The organism is Micromonospora deserti (assembly GCF_003236335.1).
In the GTDB taxonomy this organism is placed as follows: domain Bacteria; phylum Actinomycetota; class Actinomycetes; order Mycobacteriales; family Micromonosporaceae; genus Micromonospora; species Micromonospora deserti.
This window is the reverse complement of sequence record NZ_POUB01000521.1, coordinates 1-906: the sequence shown is the minus strand read 5'-3', so window position 1 is coordinate 906 and position 906 is coordinate 1. Positions and strand designations below refer to the sequence as shown.

Below are 906 nucleotides of genomic sequence, written 5' to 3'. Positions count from 1 at the left end.
CCAAACCCCGAATGCCCCCGGTCACACCCCGAAACCCGACATCCAGACAGCCACCACCCAGCCCGGCACCTAACCACCCAGACCCACCAAAGACCTACATCACACCGGCGATGGTCGTCCCGGTCGGCCCGCCGTGGCACCGACAGCGGCAACCGGACACCCCGCATCAGCGACACCAAGTCGATCACCTGCGGCCCAGGCCCTAGGGTGGTCAGCGTGGCGACCCTTCTGCTCCTGCGACACGGCCGGACGACCGCGAATGCCGACGGTGGGCTGGCCGGCCGTCAGCCGGTCGAGCTGGACGAGACCGGCCGTGCGCAGGCCGGCGCGGTCGGCGAGCGGCTGAGGCCGGTGCCGCTGGCCGCGGTGGTGACCAGCCCGTTGATCCGCTGCCGGCAGACGCTGGAGCTGGCGCTGCCCGAGGTCGACCCGGTGCCGGAGGAGGGTCTGGTCGAGTGTGGGTACGGCACCTGGGAGGGGCAGCCGCTGAAGAAGCTGGCCAAGGAGCCGCTCTGGCCGGTGGTCCAGCAGCACCCGAGCGCGGCGGTCTTCCCGGAGGGGGAGCCGATGGCGGCGATGGCGGCGCGGGCGGTCGCCGCGGTGCGGTCCTGGGACGCCCAGGTCACCGCGGAGCACGGCCCCGAGGCGGTCTGGCTGGCGTGCAGCCACGGTGACGTGATCAAGGCCATCGTGGCCGACGCGCTCGGCGTACACCTGGATCTCTTTCAGCGGATCGTGGTGGACCCGGCCTCGGTGACCGCGATCCGCTACACGCCGCTGCGGCCGTTCCTGGTCCGGCTCAACGACACCGGCGGCGATCTGACCGGTCTGGTGCCGCCGCCGCGTAAGCGGCGCCGGGGCGGTGCCCGGGCGGCGGGCGCGGCCGACTCCGACGCGGCGGTGGGC

General features: G+C 73.5%; 1 protein-coding gene. It reads left to right on the top strand.

Going from position 1 to position 906, the window contains the following annotated elements:
• Nucleotides 1-207: 207 nt before the first annotated feature.
• On the top strand, nucleotides 208-906 hold a 699-nt coding region (locus C1I99_RS31695), incomplete at its 3' end, for an MSMEG_4193 family putative phosphomutase (protein WP_111137790.1).